Origin of the sequence: Conyzicola sp., from assembly GCF_046714715.1 — a bacterium.
Classification (GTDB): domain Bacteria; phylum Actinomycetota; class Actinomycetes; order Actinomycetales; family Microbacteriaceae; genus Conyzicola.
In genome coordinates, this window is record NZ_JBKKAD010000075.1 from 1 (window position 1) to 14393 (window position 14393).

Below are 14393 nucleotides of genomic sequence, written 5' to 3' on the forward strand. Positions count from 1 at the left end.
CGTCAAGCGCTACGTGCGCAAGACGCGCGAGTACGCCCCGTTCAACGACATCGACTTCAAGTGGAGCGAGGGAACGGGCGACGACTTCCCCCGCCTGAGCGTGCGGGTGCGCGACGAGATCGTCAGCTTCGGCGCACCGGGCGAGCTCCGCGTCGACAGCGACGGCGTGGTCGGCGGCGGCACGCGGCTGACCCCCGAGCAGCTGCACGAGCTGGTCGAACGCAAAGAGGTCACCTTCTTCGACGGACGAAACGCCTTCGAGGCGGAGATCGGTCGGTTTGCGGATGCTGTGGTTCCGAATGTTGCGAACACGCGTGAGTTCGTGGCCGAGTTGGACAGCGGAAAGTACGACCATCTCAAGGACCAGCCGATCGTGACCTACTGCACCGGTGGCATCCGCTGCGAGGTTTTGAGCTCTCTCATGGTGAGCCGCTGGTTCGGCGAGGTCTACCAGCTCGATGGCGGCATCGTGAAGTACGGCGAGACCTACGGCGACTCCGGACTCTGGCAGGGCTCTCTCTACGTCTTCGACAACCGCATGTCGATCGACTTCACCGACGACGCGACCGTGATCGGGCACTGCTACCGGTGCGGCGCCGACACCAAGAACATGCAGAACTGCCGCGAGCTCTCGTGCCGCGAGCAGCTCGTCGTCTGCGACCGGCACGTGGCCGAGACGGTCTGCGCCGAGCACGCGTCGCTCTTCGCCTGAGCCTCGCCTCGCCTCGACTCGACCGTTAAACGCTGAACGCCCCGGCCGAAACCGGGGCGCTCGCGGTGAAGACTACGGGCAGACGACCTGCACGCCCTCGGCGGTCTGCACGGGGGTACCCGATGCGACGCCGGTGCAGGCCTCCTGAAGCAGCTCGACGGCCGCGATGCCCGCGGTGACCGCGAGGATCACCAGAATGACCTGGATCACGAACAGCACGAGGCCGACGATGATCGCGGCGAGCGCGAAGCCGTTGTTGTAGCCGGCCTTCTTCGACTTCGAGCGGGCGACGAAGCCAACGATCGCGCCGACGATGGAGAGGAAGATCGCCAACACGAGGGCGACGATTCCGAGGGTCTTGCCGGGGTCGGTACCGGCGGGCGTGTTGTTGACTTCAGACATGGAAACTCCTGTTTTCTGGGTGAAGCGCGGTCGAGCGGAATATGAATCGACCTACTTTATAGGGAAACGCTCAGCTTTGGCCATGGGTAGACCTGCCCACACACCCGCCGGTAGCGCCGAGAACCGACGACGACTCATGCGTAGGCCATGATGGAGTCATGAAAATCGGCATCCTCACCAGTGGCGGCGACGCACCCGGACTCAACGCGGTTATCCGCGGAATCGTGTACACCGGCATCGCCACCGGCAAGTGCGAGGAGTTCGTCGGCTTCATCGGCGGCTGGAAGGGCGTCGTCGAGGCGAACACGATGCCCCTCGGCCGCAACGAGATCAAGGGCATCCACAAGCAGGGCGGCACGATCCTCGGCACCTCGCGCACCAACCCTTTCGACGGCAACGGCGGTGTCGAGCGCATCAACCAGGTGATGCGCGACAACGGCATCGACGCGATCATCGCGATCGGCGGCGAAGGCACCCTCGCGGCTGCCAAGCGCCTCACCGATGCCGGGATCAATATCGTCGGCGTTCCCAAGACCGTGGACAACGATCTGGATGCCACGGACTACACCTTCGGTTTCGACACCGCCGTGCAGATCGCCACCGACGCCATGGACCGACTGCGCACCACGGGCGACTCCCACGGCCGCTGCATGATCGCCGAGGTGATGGGCCGCCACGTCGGCTGGATCGCTCTGCACTCCGGCATGGCCGCCGGCGCCCACGCCATCCTCATCCCCGAGCAGAAGACGAGCGTCGACCAGATCCTCGAGTGGGTCACCTCCGCCCACGACCGCGGCCGCGCGCCCCTCGTCGTCGTCGCCGAGGGCTTCTCGCTCGACACCATGGACGACGCCCACAGTGAGCGCGGACTCGACGCGTTCGGCCGCCCCCGCCTCGGCGGCATCGGCGAACTGCTCGCCCCCATCATCGAGGAGCGCACGGGCATCGAGACGCGCGCCACGACCCTCGGCCACATCCAGCGCGGCGGAACGCCCAGCGCCTACGACCGGGTGCTCGCCACACGGCTGGGCATGGCGGCCCTCGACGCCGCGATCGCCGGACGCTGGGGCCACATGGTCGGCCTGCGCGGCACCGAGATCATCACGGTGCCCTTCGCCGACGCGCTCGGCAAGCTCAAGACCGTGCCGCAGGCGCGCTACGACGAGGCCCGCATCCTCTTCGGCTGACGCGCTCACGGCCATAGGCTGGCCGTATGTTCCGTGCCATCGTCGTCACCCGCCCCTCGGATGCCCCGGCCAGCGCCACGCTCGAGACCGACGTCACCGACGCGGCCCTCGGCGAGGGCGACGTCGAGATCGACGTCGAGTACTCGAGCATCAACTACAAAGACGGCATGGCGCTCACCGGGCGTCCCGGCGTCATCAAGGCCGAGAGCCTGATCGCGGGCATCGACCTGGTGGGGGTCGTGCGGGCGACGGGCGAGCGCGTCATCGTCAACGGCTTCGGGCTCGGCGAGAACCACCCGGGCGGACTCTCCGAGCGCGCGCGGGTGAAGAGCGAGTGGCTCGTGCCGCTGCCCGACGGCCTCAGCGCGCGCAGGGCCGCGGCGATCGGCACGGCCGGCTTCACCGCGATGCTCTCGGTGCTCGCGCTCGAGAAGTCCCTGTCGCCCGCCGTCGGCGGGGAGGTACTCGTCACCGGTGCATCCGGAGGAGTCGGCTCCATCGCGATCGCCCTCCTCGCGAAGCTCGGCTACAGCCTGACCGCCTCGACCGGGCGCGCCGCCCAGCACGACTACCTGCGCTCGCTCGGCGCCACGACCGTGATCGACCGCGCCGAACTCGACGAGCCGGGCAGGCCGATGCAATCGCAGCGCTGGGCGGGCGCCGTCGACTCGGTCGGCAGCCACACGCTCGCGAACGTGCTGGCGCAGGCGCACTACGGCGCCACCGTCACCGCCTGCGGCCTCGCGCAGGGCGCCGACCTGCCGGCGACGGTGATGCCGTTCATCCTGCGTGGGGTGTCCCTCGTCGGCATCAACTCGGTCTACTGCCCGCTGCCGCTGCGCACGGAGGCGTGGCGACGCCTGACGCGCGATCTCGACCTCGACCTGCTCGACTCGCTCACGACATCCGTCGGTCTCGAGGGAGCCATCGGCGCCGCGCACGCCATCATGGACGGCTCGGTGCGCGGGCGCACGGTCGTCGACATGCAAAACTGATCGGATGAACCCTGCACTACTGATCATCGGCTCGATCTTCGCGGTGCTCGCCGCCCTCGTGCACGTGGCGATCTTCTACTTCGAGTCGATCGTGTGGACGAAGCCCGCCACCTGGAAGCGCTTCGGCCTCGCGTCGCAGGCCGACGCCGACACCGTGCGGCCGATGGCGTACAACCAGGGGTTCTACAACCTGTTCCTCGCGATCGGCGCCGTGGTCGGGGTCGTTCTGCTGTCGACCGACGCCGCCCAGGCCGGGTACGCCGTCGCGCTGTTCTCGACGCTGAGCATGGTCGCGGCGGCCACGGTGCTGGTGCTGTCGAACTCGAAACTCGCCCGCGCCGCCCTCACCCAGGGGGCGCTGCCGCTCGTGGCGGTGCTGTTCCTGCTGCTCGCCCTGATCTAGCGCGGTGGAGCTATGGGAAACGCGCCAGCGTTTCCGCGACCCCAGCGCCGACCGAGCCTGCGAGGGAGGGTCGGGCTTCGGCCAGCGCTACGCGGCGGGCAGGGTGGCCGCGGCCGCCGCGCGTGCCGCGGCCGGCAGCGCGGTCAGGATGCGATCGGTCGCCTCGTCGTCGAGCGCCGCCGACACGAACCACGCCTCGAACACGCTCGGCGGCAGCGAGACGCCGGCGTCGAGCATCGCGTGGAAGAACGCGGGGTACCGGAACGCGTCCTGCGCCTTGACCTGCTCGTAGCTCTCGGGAACGCCCGAACGGAACGCGAACGAGAACAGGTTGCCGGCGTACTGCACCGAGTACGCGACACCGGCCGCCTCGAACGCGGCGGCAGCGGCCGTCGAGACGGTCTCCGCGGCACGGTTCAGGCGCTCGTAGACCGACGTGTCGGCGGCCTTCAGCGTCGCGATGCCCGCGGCTACGGCGACGGGGTTCCCGCTGAGGGTTCCGGCCTGGTACACCGGGCCGAGCGGGGCGAGGTAGTCCATGATGTCGGCACGTCCGCCGAGCGCGGCGAGGGGCAGGCCGCCGCCGACGACCTTGCCGAAGGTCACGAGGTCGGGCGTGTACGCCTGGCCGCTGTCGTCGCCCGCTTCGAGCCCGAGCCAGCCGCCCGCGCCCACGCGGAAGCCGGTGAGCACCTCGTCGACGATCAGCAGCGCGCCATTGGAATGGGCCGTCCCGGCGAGGAACGCGTTGAAACCGGGCAGGGGGGTTACGACGCCCATGTTGGCGGCAGCAGCCTCGGTGATGACCGCGGCGATGCGGTCGCCGAACTCCGCGAACACCGCGGTGACGGCGTCACGGTCGTTGTACGGGATCACGAGCGTCTGCGCCGCGGTCGCCGCGGTGACGCCGGCCGAGCCGGGCATCGCCATGGTCGCGAGACCCGAGCCGGCCTCGGCCAGCAGCCCGTCGGAGTGCCCGTGATAGTGGCCTGCGAACTTCACCAGCAGGTCGCGACCGGTGAACCCGCGCGCCAGCCGGATGGCGGTCATCGTCGCCTCGGTACCCGTCGACACGAGTCGCACCTTCTGCACGGCGGGCACCCGCGCGAGGATCAGCTCGGCCAGCTCGGTCTCGCCCGGGGTGCTGGCCCCGAAGGAGAGGCCTCGGCCCGCGGCATCCTGAACCGCTTTAATGACCGACGGATGCGCGTGGCCGAGAATCGCGGGACCCCAGGAGTTGACGAGGTCTACATAGGAGCGGCCCTCGACGTCGGTGATGTAGGCGCCGTTCGCCTCGACGAAGAAGCGCGGGGTGCCGCCGACGGAACCGAAGGCGCGCACCGGGGAGTTGACCCCGCCGGGGATGGCGGCGCGGGCACGGTCGAAGGCTTGCTGGTTTGTCGTCATGAGCGGCGGAGTCTTTCTGCGAGCTCGAGAGCCCAGTAGGTGAGCACGACGTCGGCGCCGGCGCGCTTGATGGCGAGCACGGATTCGTCGATGGCGCGTTCGCGGTCGATCCAGCCGTTGGCGGCCGCGGCCTCGATCATCGCGTACTCGCCCGACACCTGGTAGGCCCAGACGGGCACCGTCGAGGTGGCGGCGACGTCGGCGAGCACGTCGAGGTAGCTGCCGGCGGGCTTCACCATCACGACGTCGGCGCCCTCGATGATGTCGAGTTCGACCTCGAGCGATCCCTCGCGGCGGTTGGCGGAGTCCATCTGGTAGGCGCGGCGGTCGCCGACGAGCGAGGAGTTGACGGCCTCGCGGAACGGCCCGTAGTAGGCCGAGGCGTACTTGGCGGCATAGGCGAGGATCGCGGTGTCGACGAACCCGGCGCCCTCGAGGGCCTCGCGCACGACGGCGGTCTGGCCGTCCATCATGCCGCTGAGCCCGAGCATCTCGCTGCCGGAGGCCGCCTGCACGAGCGCCATGTCGCGGTAGCGCTCGAGGGTGGCGTCGTTGTCGACACGGCCGGTGTCGTCGAGCACGCCGCAGTGCCCGTGGTCGGTGAACTCGTCGAGGCACAGGTCGGTCTGCACGACGAGCGCGCCACCGGCCTCCTGCACGGCCACCCGCGTGGCGAGGTTGAGGATGCCGTCGGGGTCGGTGGCTCCCGAGCCGATCGCGTCTTTCTCGAGCGGCACGCCGAACAGCATCACGCCGCCGATACCCGCCTCGGCCGCGGCCGCGATGGCGCCCTTGAGGCTGTCGAGCGAGTGGTGCACGACGCCGGGCATCGAACCGATGGCGACCGGTTCGCTGATGCCCTCGCGCACGAACATGGGCAGAACCAGGTCGGCGGGGTGCAGCCGGGTCTCGGCGACGAGCCTGCGCATCGCGGGCGAGTTACGCAGTCGTCGGGGGCGGATGCTGCGCTGGCTCATCGTTCTTCCTCCGTGTTTTCCGGCGCCCCTGCCGTGACGAATTCGACGAGGGCGTCGACGAGGGCGTCTGCCGAGCGGGACTCGGCGATGACGTGCACGTTCAGGCCGGCCGCGCGCGCGTCGAACGCGGTGCGCGGGCCGATGCACGCCACGATCGTGGCGTCGGGCAGGGGGGCGAGCTGTTCGGCGACCTGGCGGGCGACGCTGCCGGAGGTGACGAGCACGGCGCCGATTCGGCCCGAGGCGACGTCGGCGGCGACGTGCTGGGCGATCGGCACACCGACCGTGCGGTAGGCGGAGACGAACTGCACGTCGAGCCCGAGCTCGGCGAGCCCGCTCACGAGCGTGGGCTCGGCGATGTCGCTCTGCGGGATGAGCACCCGCCCGGTGATCTCGGCGATCGGCCACTCTTTGAGCAGACCGCGCGCCGAGTTGTCGCCCTCGGGGATGAACGTCACCTGGTAGCCGGCGACCGCGAGCGCCGCGGCCGTCGTCTCGCCGACCGCGGCGATGCGGGTGGTCGGCGGCACGATGACGCTCTGGCCGGCGAGCACGTCGACGGTGGTGGCGCTCGTGACGACGAGCCAGTCGAACTGGCCGTCCTGCAGCTCGTAGAACGCGTTCGCGAGGGTCTGCGCGTCGTCGCTCGAGGCGAAGTTGATCAGCGGTGCGATCACGGGCACCGCGCCGTGGCCGCGCAGGGTCGCGGCGACCGTGTCGCCCCAGCGCCCGCCCCGCGGCACGAGAACACGCCAGCCCGAGAGCGGCTTCGGCTTGACCGTCACTGGGCGCCTCCGAGGGGCGCGAGCGTGGCCGCGCCGTTCTCGAGCAGTTCGTGCGCGACGCGTTCTGCGACCTCGAGGGCCGGATGAACCGTGTCGGACACGTACAGGGCGTGGGAGCTCGTCAGCTTCTCGGTGCCGTCGGGGCTGTACACCCGGGCGTCGAGAAACAGCAGGCCGTCGTCGATCTGGCCGTGGGCGCCGATCGGGGCCGCGCAGCCCGCCTCGAGCAGGGCGAGCACGTGGCGCTCCGCCTCGACGATGGTGCGGGTGGGGTTGTGGTTGAGCGCGGAGACGAGCTTCTCGTCGCCCGCGCGCACCTCGAGGGCGAGGGCGCCCTGGCCGGGCGCGGTGGGCCAGCCGTCGAGCGACAGGAACTCGGTGATCGCGCCGAGGCGCCCGAGCCGTTCGAGCCCGGCGGCGGCGAGCACAACCGCGTCGAGCCGGCCCTCCACCACGTGGGCGAGGCGGGTGTCGACGTTGCCGCGGATATCGACGACCTCGATGTCGGGGCGGCGGGCACGCAGCTGGGCCGCGCGGCGCGGCGAACCGGTGCCGACGCGGGCGCCGGCGGGCAGGTCGTCCATCGTGAGGCCGTCGCGCGCGCACAGGGCGTCACGGGCGTCGACGCGCTTCGGCACGGCGCCGATCGAGAGGCCGGGGTAGGCGGCGGTCGGCAGGTCTTTCAGCGAGTGCACCACGACGTCGACGCGGCCGGCCACGAGGGCCTCGCGCAACGCGCCGGCGAAGACGCCCGTGCCGCCGAGGCTCGCGAGCGACTCGGTCGAGGTGTCGCCCTCGGTGCGCACGGTGACGATCTCGATCACGACGCCCGTCTTCGCGGCGAGCGAGCTGGCGATCGTCTGCGTCTGCGCGACCGCCAACGCGCTGCCACGGGTTCCGATGCGGATCGTGGTCGCCACGCCTGCCGAGGGGGCTGGACTCACGGCAATACCCCTGCGAGTGCCGGCTTGAATCCGGCGCGCACGTTCTCGCAGCAGCCCGGGCGGCACACGTCGTACCACGGGCCGATGTCGGTCATTGCGGGACGGTCGGCCACGGGCACGCCGTCGCGACGCTCGAGCACGAGGTCGATGAGTCCGCTCACGTACGCGGCGTGCACGCCAGGGGTCGGCACGCGCACGGCGAAGACGTCGTGCTCGGCGGAGGTTTCCATGGCCTCGGTGTCGAGGTCCCACTTCACTTCCATGTGGTCGCTCACGAAGCCGAGCGGCACGATGACGACGGCCTTGATGCCCTTGCCGGCCAGCTCGGTGATCGAGTCGTTGATGTCGGGCTCGAGCCACGGCATGCTGGGCGGGCCGGAGCGCGACTGGTAGACGAGGCTCCACTCTTCGGTGCCAGCGCTCTCGTGCATAACGACCTCGGCGACCGCGAGGTGCTGCGCGGCGTACGCGCCCTCGGGACCGAAGCCGCGCGACGCGGGTCCGCTTCGTTCCGCGTCGCTCGACGGGATGCTGTGGGTGGAGAAGAGCACGTGGGTCTGTTCCGGAGTGAAACCCTTCGCCGCGACATCCGCAAGACCCTGCTTCACACCGTCGATGAAGGGCTGCACGAAGCCGGGGTGGTCGAAGAACTGGCGCACCTTGTCGATCGAGATGGTGTCGCCGAGGCCGGTCTCGTCGAGGGCGATAGCGTAGTCCTCGCGGTACTGGCGGCAGCTCGAGAACGAGCTGTAGGCGCTGGTGCCGATGGCGATGAGCTTGGTGAAACCGCGCTCGTTCGCCTCGGTGAGGGCGTCGCGCACATACGGCGTCCAGTTGCGGTTGCCCCAGATCACCGGCAGGTCGATGCCGCGTCGCTCGAGTTCGGCCTCGAGGGCAGCCTTGAGCTCGCGGTTCTGGTCGTTGATCGGGCTCACTCCGCCGAAGGCGCGGTAGTGGTGGGCCACCTCTTCGAGTCGCTCTTCCGGGATGCCGCGGCCGCGGGTCACGTTGCGCAGGAAGGGGATGACGTCGTCTTGGCCCTCCGGTCCGCCGAAGCTGGCGAGCAGGATCGCGTCGTAGTCGACCGCGGTCGTCACGTGCTCGGCTCCGGATGCGGCCTCAGCCGAGGCCGCGTTCAGAACTACATACTCGCCATTGCTGATCGTCACGCCAGCACCTCCGCAATCTCTGAGATCTCGACGCGCCGCCCGGTATAGAACGGCACTTCTTCGCGCACGTGGCGACGTGCTTCGGTGTTGCGCAGGTGGCGCATGAGGTCGACCAGGTCGACGAGCTCCGGCGCCTCGAGAGCGAGGATCCACTCGTAGTCACCCAGCGCGAAGCTCGCGACGGTGTTCGCGAGAACCTGCGGATACTGGCTGCCCTTGCGCCCGTGGTCGCCGAGCATCTTCTTGCGCTCGTTCTCGTCGAGCAGGTACCAGTCGTAGCTGCGCACGAACGGGTACACCGTGAGCCAGGCCTCGGGCTCCTTGCCGCGCATAAACGCGGGCAGGTGGTTGTTCGTGAACTCGGCGTCGCGGTGCACGCCCATCGCATTCCACACGGGAAGCAGCGACGACAGCGACGCGGTGCGACGCAGCTCGCGCAACGCCCACTGCAGCGTCTCGGGGCTGGGGCCGTGGATCCAGATCATGATGTCTGAATCGGCGCGGATCGACGAGACGTCGTAGAAGCCGCGCACGGTGACACCCTCGGCCTCGACGGCCGCTACGGCTGCGTCGAGGCCGCCGACGCCGGCGGGCGTCGCGGGGTCACGCTTGAGGACAGACCACAGGGTGTAACCCAGGATGTCTGCGGATGGAAGGGTGGGCTCGGTCGGAGAGCTATGGCTCATGACTCTATCCTCCCCCTGTCGTGGGGGAGTTGCTAATCGAGAGTCAGTCGTCGTTGCTGAACAACGCCCATGCAACAATGCCGACGACCGTGATGCCGACGGCGGTGGCGCCGACGATCCACGGAACGGGGTTCTCGTCGTAGGCGACCTTCGCCTTGTCGGCGAAGCGGCTGGCCTGCTTGGGAACGTTGAGCTTGTCCTCGATGGCGTCGAGGGTCTGCTCCAGGTTCGCGCGCTGGGCAGCGATTTTGGCGTCGATGTCGTCGCTCATGTCAGTCTCGCTTTCCGATGCCTTTAATGGCATTCACGTCTTCTTTAACACTCGCGATGGTCTCCTCGGGAACCGGAGGCACACCGCGTTTCAGCTGGTTTACTCCGATCAGCACGAGGATCGTCGTGATGATCAGCAGCGCGAACGCCACGATGAGTGCCGCGAGCCAGGCGGGAAGGGCGGTGGCGATACCGAGGATCGCGGCGGTCACCAGAACGCCGAACGCGAAGAACGCGAAGAACGCACCGGCGGCGATGAGACCGGCGCCGACGCCGAGGTGCTTCGCCTTCTCGATGAGCTCCTGCTTGAGTCGCTCGAGTTCGCTGCGAAGCAGTTCGACGAGATACCCGGGCAGGTCGCCGATGAGCTTGAACAGCGACCGCTTGGGAAGTTCTCTTTCGCTCATCGCGTGCTACTTGCTCGAACCGGACTTCGCCGCGGACGACTGTGCCGGCGTAGAGCGGGCGGGGGAGGAACGCGGCTTGCGGCCGGAAACCTGGGTGGCGACCTTTTTCGCGCCGCTGGCGAGCGCGGAGACGACCTCGGGGGTCTTGTCCTTGACGAAGCCCTCGGCGTCGTCGAACTGGCGCTGCACGCGCGGGTCATTCCAGAACTTGCCGGCCATGCGCTTGATGTCTTCGTAACGCTCACGCCCAGCTCGAGCACCAAGTACGTAGCCGACGCCTATGCCGACTACAAGAAGGATCTTGCCTTTCATGGTTCTCTCCGTTTTCGTTCGTGAATGTCCGTCCAGCGTAACCGGGCTACTGCAATTCGCCCCTGACGACCGAATCAGCTTGTGCCTGTGAGTGCCCAATGATATTTGCGAGACCGGTTCCGGCGATACCCTCCCCGACGAGCGTCACGCCGTCGGGCGCCGTCTCGACCGCCGTGGTGCGCGTCCACTGCACCCGGGCGAAGTCGACGACCGCGGCCGCGTCGATCGGCACGCCGAGCAGCGCCGCCGCATCCACGCGGGCGATCTCGGCCAGATCGGCGGGGTCTTCGCTGTAGGAGAGTCGCAGCACGTGCCTGCCGTCGGCCCGCTCGGCGAGCCAGGACCACTTGGCGGTGGCGTGCGTCAGGGCGCGGGCCCGGATGCCTTTGGCCCCGTTCGCGACGAGCAGGCCGGTTCCGCGCGGGGCCGCGTCGAGCAGCGGCTGCTCGACGACGAGGGTGGCGAGCGTCACGACCCGGTCGGGCGTGGCGAGCGGACCGAGCACGCCCGAGGCGGCCACGACGATGTGGCCGCCGAGCACGTCGTCGTCGGTGGTGGCGCTGCCGACGGTGACGGAACGCACCGGGGTGTTCAGCCGGATGTCGGCACCGAACCGTTCGAGGTCGGCCACGAGCTCGTCGACGATGCGGGAGATCCCGCCTCGCAGACCGGCGACGGCCGTTCCGGCGGGCGCCTCCGCGCGCAACGAGCGCACGGCGCGGGCGAGCGAACCCTCCCGGCGCAGTGCGGCGCGCAGCTGCGGGGCGACGCGGTCGAGGTCGAGGTCGTCGGGCGACGCGGAGTGCACGCCGTTCACGATCGGCGCGACGAGCCGGTCGAGAACATCGTCGCCCATGCGACGGCGCACCAGTTCGCCGAGCGTCGTCGCCTTCGAGCCGACGGTGCCGGGCAGGAACGCGTCGACCGCGAACGCGCGCAGGGCGGCGGTCTGGCCGAGCACCGCGATCACGTCTTCGGCGACGGGCGAGCCGGGGATTCCGAGCAGGCTGGTCGCCGGGATCGGCACCGCGGAGCCGGCGGCGGGCTGCAGCCACGCCCCGGTCGGGTTCGGCGCGACGATCTCGTCGCCGAGACCGAGGTCGCGCACGAGCGCCTCGACCGTGCCGCCCCGGGTGGCGTAACTCTCCGCGCCGGCGTCGAGGGTGATGCCGCCGACGACGTGGCGCGAGACGCTGCCGCCGAGACGGTCGCCGGCCTCGAGCAGCGTGACCGACCTGCCCTCGATCAGCAGCTTGCGGGCGATCACCAGCCCCGCGATGCCGCCGCCGACAACGACGACGTCGCTCATCCCGCGTGCACCTGCTCCACGATCCGGGTGAGCACGTCGGGGTCGGTCGTGGGCGGAACGCCGTGGCCGAGGTTGAGCACGTGGGCGGGAGCCTCGCGGCCGCGCTCGATCACGTCGTCGACGTGCGCGGCGAGCACCTTCGCGGGAGCCCCGAGCAGCGCGGGGTCGAGGTTGCCCTGCAGGGGCACGGTGCCGCCGAGGCGGCGGTTGGCCTCGTCGAGCGGGATGCGCCAGTCGACGCCCATCACGTCGGCGCCGATGTCGCGCATCGCCGCGAGAACCTCGTTGCTGCCCACGCCGAAGTGCACCTTGGGAATCTCGAGGCCGCGCAGGTGCGACAGCGCGCGCTTCGAGTGCGGGGCGACCCGGCGCACGTACTGCTGCTCGCTGAGCGAACCGACCCAGGAGTCGAAGAGCTGGGCGGCCGAGGCGCCGGCAAGCACCTGCGCCTGCAGGAAGGCGCCGCTCACGTCGGCGCACCAGTTGAGCAGCGTCGCCCAGGCGTGCGGCTCGGTGTACATCATGGTGCGGGCGCGCAGCTGGTCCTTCGACGGTCCGCCCTCGACGAGGTAGGAGGCGAGCGTGAACGGTGCACCGGCGAAGCCGATGAGGGGCGTCGTGCCGAGCTCGGCGACGGTGCGCGCGACGCCCTCGATGATCGGTGCGAGCGCGGCCGGGTCGAGAGGTCGCAGCTTCGCGACATCCGAAACGCTTCTGATCGGATCGGCGAGAACCGGGCCGCGACCGGGCACGATTTCGACCTCGACACCTGCGAGTTTGATGGGAATCACGATGTCGCTGAAGAATATTGCCGCGTCGACGCCGTGTCGACGCACCGGCTGCAGGGTGATCTCGCTCGACAGTTCGGGGTTGAGGCAGGCGTCGAGCATGGCGTTTCCGACGCGGAGTTCCCGGTATTCCGGCAGGGAACGGCCCGCCTGGCGCATGAACCACACGGGCGGCGTGGCCTGACGCTCACCCCGGTAGGCACGGATGAGGGGTGCGTCGGCGGTTCGGCCGTCGTTCAGAGGGTGGTTCGCAGGCAGGGTCACGGAGTTAACATTAGATTGTGCTTCTCTGCCTGACCGCGAACCATCAAAATGCCAGCTTCGACCTTCTCGAGAAGCTGTCCTTTGGCGCACCGGCGGCGGCCAGCAGTCTCGTGGCCGGCAGCGCGTTCGTTTCGGGGGCCGTCGTGCTCGCGACCTGCAACCGCTTCGAGGCCTACCTCGACATCGACGAGCCGCTCACCGGCTCGAGCGCCGTCGCCGTGGAGTCGACGATCGAGGCCATGAGCTCGGCCAGCGGCGTGCTGCCCGAAGAGCTGCGCAGATCGGTGAAGATCATCACCGGCGACGCCGTGGCCGGGCACCTGTTCTCGGTCACCGCCGGGCTCGAATCGGTCGTCGTCGGCGAAGACGAGATCTCGGGGCAGGTGGGCCGCGCCCTCGAGGCCGCGCGCGTCTCGGGCACCGCGACATCCACCCTCGATACCCTCTTCCAGACCGCGACCCGCACCTCGCGCGAGGTCAAGAACCACACGGCCCTCGGCGGCGCCGGCCGTTCGCTCGTGCGCCTCGCCCTCGAGCTCGCCTCGAGCCGCGTCACCGACTGGTCGAAGACCCGCGTGCTGCTCGTCGGAACCGGCCAGTACGCCGCGACCACGCTCGGCGCCTTGCGCGACCGCGGCGCGACCGACGTGCGCGTCTTCTCCCCCAGCGGACGGGCCGTGAAGTTCGCGTCGAAGTACGGCATCGACTACGAGACGTCGCTGTCGGCCGCGATCGCCGATTCGGATGTTGTGCTCACCTGCACGTCGACGCTCGCGATCACGCCGGCCGACGTGACAAACGACAACCGCCGCCTCGTGATCGACCTCGGGCTGCCCCGCAACGTCGACCCCGCCGTCGCGACGCTCGCGGGCGTCGAACTGCTCGACCTCGACCTGATCAGCAGGCACGCCCCCGTCGAGGCGCTCACCGCAGCCACCGACGCGCGCGCCCTCATCGGCGACGCGGCAGCCACCTATCTCTCGGCCGCGACCGTGGAGCCGGCGATCGTGGCGTTCCGCTCGCACGTGTTCGACCTGCTCGACGCCGAGATCGAGCGCGCCCAGCGTCGTGCCGGAGACAGCACCGACACCGTCGCCGCGCTGCGCCACCTCGCCGGAGTGCTGCTGCACGGCCCGTCGGTGCGGGCGCGCACGCTCGCCCGCGAGGGCCGCGGCGACGAGTTCGTGGCGGCGCTCGACGCCCTCTACGGGATCGCGCCGGAAGCCGTCATCCACCCGCTCGTCGTGCCCGACGACTCCGCGCCCGCGAACGACGAACTCGCCGGCTGACCCGCCGCTACCTCGCGGCACCCCGGGCGCTCGATAGTGCAGTTGTGGCGGGTCCACCGTGCCGTGCACCCGCCACAACTGCACTAT

At 69.8% G+C, this 14393-nt stretch carries 17 protein-coding genes; 5 read left to right on the top strand and 12 right to left on the bottom strand.

Going from position 1 to position 14393, the window contains the following annotated elements:
• On the top strand, positions 1-712 hold a 712-nt coding region (locus ACLQ6X_RS05975), incomplete at its 5' end, for a rhodanese-related sulfurtransferase (protein ID WP_411699258.1).
• A 72-nt stretch (positions 713-784) separates the two neighbouring features.
• Here ACLQ6X_RS05975 and ACLQ6X_RS05980 read toward each other — a convergent pair.
• Positions 785-1114, bottom strand: coding sequence for a hypothetical protein (locus ACLQ6X_RS05980; protein WP_411699259.1), 330 nt, complete (start codon positions 1112-1114; stop codon positions 785-787).
• Between the two features lie 158 nt (positions 1115-1272).
• Between ACLQ6X_RS05980 and ACLQ6X_RS05985 the strand changes: the two genes are divergently transcribed.
• Genes ACLQ6X_RS05985 through ACLQ6X_RS05995 form a run of 3 tightly spaced genes read left to right on the top strand, consistent with a single transcriptional unit; the run spans position 1273 to position 3699 of the window.
• Positions 1273-2301: an ATP-dependent 6-phosphofructokinase gene (locus ACLQ6X_RS05985; protein ID WP_411699260.1), complete on the top strand. Its 1029-nt coding sequence runs from the start codon at positions 1273-1275 to the stop codon at positions 2299-2301.
• A 26-nt stretch (positions 2302-2327) separates the two neighbouring features.
• Complete coding sequence (locus tag ACLQ6X_RS05990; RefSeq protein ID WP_411699261.1) at positions 2328-3296, top strand: MDR family oxidoreductase; 969 nt, start codon at positions 2328-2330, stop codon at positions 3294-3296.
• A 4-nt stretch (positions 3297-3300) separates the two neighbouring features.
• The gene (locus tag ACLQ6X_RS05995; protein WP_411699262.1) at positions 3301-3699 is read left to right on the top strand and encodes a DUF1304 domain-containing protein; all 399 of its coding nucleotides are present in this window, start codon (positions 3301-3303) and stop codon (positions 3697-3699) included.
• Between the two features lie 87 nt (positions 3700-3786).
• Here ACLQ6X_RS05995 and hemL read toward each other — a convergent pair whose 3' ends face one another.
• The 11 genes from hemL to hemE are packed head-to-tail and all read right to left on the bottom strand — an operon-like array spanning position 3787 to position 13017.
• Positions 3787-5106 carry a glutamate-1-semialdehyde 2,1-aminomutase gene (gene hemL, locus ACLQ6X_RS06000; RefSeq protein WP_411699263.1) on the bottom strand — a complete coding sequence of 440 codons (1320 nt, stop codon included), beginning with the start codon at positions 5104-5106 and terminating at the stop codon, positions 3787-3789.
• A complete protein-coding gene (gene hemB / locus ACLQ6X_RS06005) occupies positions 5103-6083 on the bottom strand; it encodes a porphobilinogen synthase (protein WP_411699264.1) in 981 nt (326 codons plus the stop codon). The genes hemL and hemB overlap by 4 nt, the downstream gene beginning before the upstream one ends.
• Entirely contained in the window at positions 6080-6868 is a 789-nt protein-coding gene (locus ACLQ6X_RS06010; protein ID WP_411699265.1) for a uroporphyrinogen-III synthase, read from the bottom strand. Before ACLQ6X_RS06010 ends, hemB begins: the two co-directional genes overlap by 4 nt.
• Positions 6865-7812 carry a hydroxymethylbilane synthase gene (gene hemC / locus ACLQ6X_RS06015; protein WP_411699266.1) on the bottom strand — a complete coding sequence of 316 codons (948 nt, stop codon included), beginning with the start codon at positions 7810-7812 and terminating at the stop codon, positions 6865-6867. Before hemC ends, ACLQ6X_RS06010 begins: the two co-directional genes overlap by 4 nt.
• The gene (locus tag ACLQ6X_RS06020) at positions 7809-8981 is read right to left on the bottom strand and encodes a ferrochelatase (protein WP_411699267.1); all 1173 of its coding nucleotides are present in this window, start codon (positions 8979-8981) and stop codon (positions 7809-7811) included. The genes hemC and ACLQ6X_RS06020 overlap by 4 nt, the downstream gene beginning before the upstream one ends.
• Positions 8978-9667 (bottom strand): hydrogen peroxide-dependent heme synthase, encoded by a 690-nt coding sequence (gene hemQ / locus ACLQ6X_RS06025; RefSeq protein WP_411699268.1) that lies wholly within the window; start codon positions 9665-9667, stop codon positions 8978-8980. The genes ACLQ6X_RS06020 and hemQ overlap by 4 nt, the downstream gene beginning before the upstream one ends.
• A gap of 43 nt (positions 9668-9710) precedes the next feature.
• The gene (locus ACLQ6X_RS06030; protein ID WP_411699269.1) at positions 9711-9938 is read right to left on the bottom strand and encodes a DUF3618 domain-containing protein; all 228 of its coding nucleotides are present in this window, start codon (positions 9936-9938) and stop codon (positions 9711-9713) included.
• Position 9939: 1 nt separating this feature from the next.
• Complete coding sequence (locus ACLQ6X_RS06035; RefSeq protein ID WP_411699270.1) at positions 9940-10344, bottom strand: phage holin family protein; 405 nt, start codon at positions 10342-10344, stop codon at positions 9940-9942.
• Between the two features lie 6 nt (positions 10345-10350).
• Positions 10351-10656, bottom strand: coding sequence for a YtxH domain-containing protein (locus ACLQ6X_RS06040; RefSeq protein WP_411699271.1), 306 nt, complete (start codon positions 10654-10656; stop codon positions 10351-10353).
• Positions 10657-10702: 46 nt separating this feature from the next.
• A complete protein-coding gene (locus ACLQ6X_RS06045; RefSeq protein ID WP_411699272.1) occupies positions 10703-11965 on the bottom strand; it encodes a protoporphyrinogen/coproporphyrinogen oxidase in 1263 nt (420 codons plus the stop codon).
• The gene (gene hemE, locus ACLQ6X_RS06050; protein ID WP_411699273.1) at positions 11962-13017 is read right to left on the bottom strand and encodes a uroporphyrinogen decarboxylase; all 1056 of its coding nucleotides are present in this window, start codon (positions 13015-13017) and stop codon (positions 11962-11964) included. The genes ACLQ6X_RS06045 and hemE overlap by 4 nt, the downstream gene beginning before the upstream one ends.
• A gap of 17 nt (positions 13018-13034) precedes the next feature.
• Between hemE and ACLQ6X_RS06055 the strand changes: the two genes are divergently transcribed.
• A complete protein-coding gene (locus tag ACLQ6X_RS06055) occupies positions 13035-14306 on the top strand; it encodes a glutamyl-tRNA reductase (protein WP_411699274.1) in 1272 nt (423 codons plus the stop codon).
• The last annotated feature ends 87 nt before the right edge of the window (positions 14307-14393 follow it).

Bases quoted from the DNA above. Each gene is read 5' to 3' on its own strand.
- ACLQ6X_RS05980 (WP_411699259.1), bottom strand. From the start codon at position 1,114: ATGTCTGAAGTCAACAACACGCCCGCCGGTACCGACCCCGGCAAGACC.
- ACLQ6X_RS05985 (WP_411699260.1), top strand. From the start codon at position 1,273: ATGAAAATCGGCATCCTCACCAGTGGCGGCGACGCACCCGGACTCAAC.
- ACLQ6X_RS05990 (WP_411699261.1), top strand. From the start codon at position 2,328: ATGTTCCGTGCCATCGTCGTCACCCGCCCCTCGGATGCCCCGGCCAGC.
- ACLQ6X_RS05995 (WP_411699262.1), top strand. From the start codon at position 3,301: ATGAACCCTGCACTACTGATCATCGGCTCGATCTTCGCGGTGCTCGCC.
- hemL (WP_411699263.1), bottom strand. From the start codon at position 5,106: ATGACGACAAACCAGCAAGCCTTCGACCGTGCCCGCGCCGCCATCCCC.
- hemB (WP_411699264.1), bottom strand. From the start codon at position 6,083: ATGAGCCAGCGCAGCATCCGCCCCCGACGACTGCGTAACTCGCCCGCG.
- hemQ (WP_411699268.1), bottom strand. From the start codon at position 9,667: ATGAGCCATAGCTCTCCGACCGAGCCCACCCTTCCATCCGCAGACATC.
- ACLQ6X_RS06030 (WP_411699269.1), bottom strand. From the start codon at position 9,938: ATGAGCGACGACATCGACGCCAAAATCGCTGCCCAGCGCGCGAACCTG.
- ACLQ6X_RS06035 (WP_411699270.1), bottom strand. From the start codon at position 10,344: ATGAGCGAAAGAGAACTTCCCAAGCGGTCGCTGTTCAAGCTCATCGGC.
- ACLQ6X_RS06040 (WP_411699271.1), bottom strand. From the start codon at position 10,656: ATGAAAGGCAAGATCCTTCTTGTAGTCGGCATAGGCGTCGGCTACGTA.
- ACLQ6X_RS06045 (WP_411699272.1), bottom strand. From the start codon at position 11,965: ATGAGCGACGTCGTCGTTGTCGGCGGCGGCATCGCGGGGCTGGTGATC.